Origin of the sequence: Microcystis sp. M53598_WE2 (genome assembly GCF_030067735.1) — a bacterium.
Taxonomy (GTDB): Bacteria; Cyanobacteriota; Cyanobacteriia; order Cyanobacteriales; family Microcystaceae; genus Microcystis; species Microcystis aeruginosa.
Window position 1 is genome coordinate 1 of record NZ_JASJFE010000117.1, and the last position, 2864, is coordinate 2864.

The 2864-nt window shown below is 40.9% G+C and carries 3 protein-coding genes; all 3 read left to right on the forward strand.

Annotation, left to right across the window (positions count from 1 at the left end):
• Positions 1–531 precede the first annotated feature (531 nt).
• The 3 genes from PX636_RS02680 to PX636_RS02690 are packed head-to-tail and all read left to right on the forward strand — an operon-like array spanning position 532 to position 2840.
• Positions 532–1311: a hypothetical protein gene (locus PX636_RS02680; protein ID WP_125732686.1), complete on the forward strand. Its 780-nt coding sequence runs from the start codon at positions 532–534 to the stop codon at positions 1309–1311.
• Positions 1311–2120: a metallophosphoesterase family protein gene (locus PX636_RS02685; protein WP_012266120.1), complete on the forward strand. Its 810-nt coding sequence runs from the start codon at positions 1311–1313 to the stop codon at positions 2118–2120. The genes PX636_RS02680 and PX636_RS02685 overlap by 1 nt, the downstream gene beginning before the upstream one ends.
• A gap of 21 nt (positions 2121–2141) precedes the next feature.
• Positions 2142–2840 carry a metallophosphoesterase family protein gene (locus PX636_RS02690; protein WP_288116149.1) on the forward strand — a complete coding sequence of 233 codons (699 nt, stop codon included), beginning with the start codon at positions 2142–2144 and terminating at the stop codon, positions 2838–2840.
• Positions 2841–2864 lie beyond the last annotated feature (24 nt).

Here is a 2864-nt window from a genome sequence, read left to right on the forward strand (position 1 = left end):
AGAAATTTAAATAAAGAGGAAATCTTGACACAACTAAACGAATGCTTGGCTAGTTCTCAGAAAATTAAAAAGCACAAACTAAGTAGGTAGGTGTTAAAAGTTTTCAGACACCCCCCTTATCAAGGGGGGCAGGGGGGATCGAACCTAAAATCCATTTTTAATTTAATTATAACCAGCTACTTATGAATAATTTATGGATAAAAACTTTAAAATTTAACGAACCCTCGATCCCATGGTTTTACATCTCTTTGTTCTCCAAGTTCATTATCGCAAACCCTTGCACTTTACGGAAGCGGCGATCGATTAAGGGAACAATTAAAAACGAGGGGAATTACCTTAGTTGATTTACCCGATGGACAAAGCCAATGGTATCCTAGAGAAAAGAGCCATAACCATGATTAATATCCCAAGAAACCGCCAATTTTTCCCAAAATAACCTGGCTAAGTCTAGAGGATTGGTTAAGGAAGATTACTTGCCCCAATCTGACTTATGCTAGAATGATTATCATTATCACAGTAGAGAAGGAGCAAATGATTATCGTGGTAACGGGGGGTATAGCAGCGGGAAAAACCCACTGGATTCGCGAACAAATCGCCAAACAGACGCAGCCAAGTCTATATTTTAGTCCCCAGACGGAAACTTTTCCCATTGATCGCCTCACTTTAGAGAGTGACTTTCCCCAGTTGTCCTGTGTTTCTAGGGAAGAAGAAGACCTTTTGAGCAGTTTATCCATGGAAAACACGATCTATATGGAAGTACCATGGCATTTAGACACGCAATCCCTCGAAAGCTTTCTAAAACCCCTCAATTGTCATCGGGTAGCGATTACGTCTCCAGAAGCAGAAATCCCCGAAGGACAAGTTCCCGTCGATGAAATTGTCATCAGTCCCGTCAAAACAACCATAAAAGGTGATCAATGGTTAAAAAAACGAGAAATACAGATTTATAGAGCCGTTTTAACGGGAGAAGTCCTCGATTTTTCCAGTTTAACTACCTTTTGGACAGAATTAACCCAAGGGGCCTATGGGGAAGTGCTGCGGGTCAAAAGTATCTTCGATATCATCGATGGTCAGTGTATTTATGGGGAATTTATGGATGAATGGCCAGAAAAAGACTTTCAAAGCTTAAATTTCCCCTTAAATCTCGATGGGAGACCGAATCGCTTTAGTGGGATTGAAATCGTCGGTCGCAATCTCGATAAACCGACAATTGCCGATACCCTGAGTGATTGTTGTCTGTCCGATGAGGCACTTTTGTATTATCAACAACAATTTCAAGAATCTTTAGAGCCAGAAATGGAGTTAATCTGATGAAAATAGCCGTTTTATCCTGTATTCATGGCAATATGCCCGCTTTTAATGCTGTTTTGCGAGATTTAGGCCAACAGGGTTGTCAAGAAATCTACTGTTTAGGGGATTTGGTTGGGTATGGACCCCATCCTAACCAAGTGGTGGAAAAAATCCGTCAACTGGGGATTACCACGGTACAAGGGTGTTGGGATGAGGATATCGTTGAGGGATTAAATGCCTGTGAGTGCAGTTATCCGTCGCTTTTAGCAGAAAAACGGGGTAGATTAGCTCATGAGTGGACAAATCAAATAATTACCTCGGAAAACCGTAATTATTTGTCAAAACTGCCCGAAATTTTTAAGCTAGATCACCTCTGTTTTGTCCATGGTAGTCCCCAAAGTAACCATGAGTACCTTTTAGCCGAAATGGACGCTTTTACGGCTTTAGAACGGGTTTTATCGGTAGATACAGAGGTTTTATTCTGTGGACATACCCACATCCCCTACATTCGCACTCTCGACGCGGGAAGCTTGCAAATAAAAGTGTATCAACCCGATGGGGAACAGTCGCGGCAATTTACCACACCGGTTAAACGTATCATCAACGTGGGATCGGTGGGAGAACCGCGTCACGGTCGTCCAAATGCCACCTATGTGATTTACGATCGAGAAACGGCAGCGGTACAACTGCGAGAAGTGGCCTATAACTATCAGGAAACCTGTCAGGCTATTTTAGCATCGGGTTTACCTCCTATTTTCGCTTGGCGATTGGCTAAGGGTCTAGAATATGCGGAAAAAGCCGATGATCCGACTCATGTTTGCGAACGTTAATTTGTGATAAATCAAGAAATTATGTGGGCAATTTTAAGCGGTATTCAAGGTAATTTACCAGCCTATAAAGCGGTCTTGGAAGATATTCAGCAACGGTCAGTTACTGTAGAAAATTTATATATTTTAGGAGATTTTATCGGTGTTAATCCCGATAGTGAAATGCTAGTAGAACAAATACGTTATCCCACTAAAAATAACTTATATCCACAGGTTTGTCGGGGATGGTGGGAAGAACAATGTTTAATTTTACACAGTTTAGGAGCCACAGGAGAACCGACGGAATTAATCGATAAACATGGAATTGACAGCACTAAACAACTCTGGGACGCAGTTTCTTTAGAAACGGTGCAATGGTTACGAAATCTCGATTTTGGTTTTGTCGAGTTGGATTGTTTATTAATTCATGGCAGCACTGTCAGTGTTAGTGAAGAATTAACCTCCGATACTCCTCCATGGCAAATTTTAGATCGACTGCAACGGATGGGAGTTAATAATCTATTTTGTGGTCGTGCGGGAAAAGTTTTTGATTATTCTTTACAGTCCGCTAATTTAACTAGCACTGTTACTACTTTAGATAAACGGCAACCAAGTCAAACTTTGACGATTCAAGATAAGCGTTTAATTGGGGTTGGTAGCGTTGGTAAAGAATTAAATAAAGCAGTTTACACTCTCTATAATCCTAGTAATAATTGCGTGGAGTTTAGAACCGTACCTTATTAATCTTTCAGAGATTAATTAGGGTCT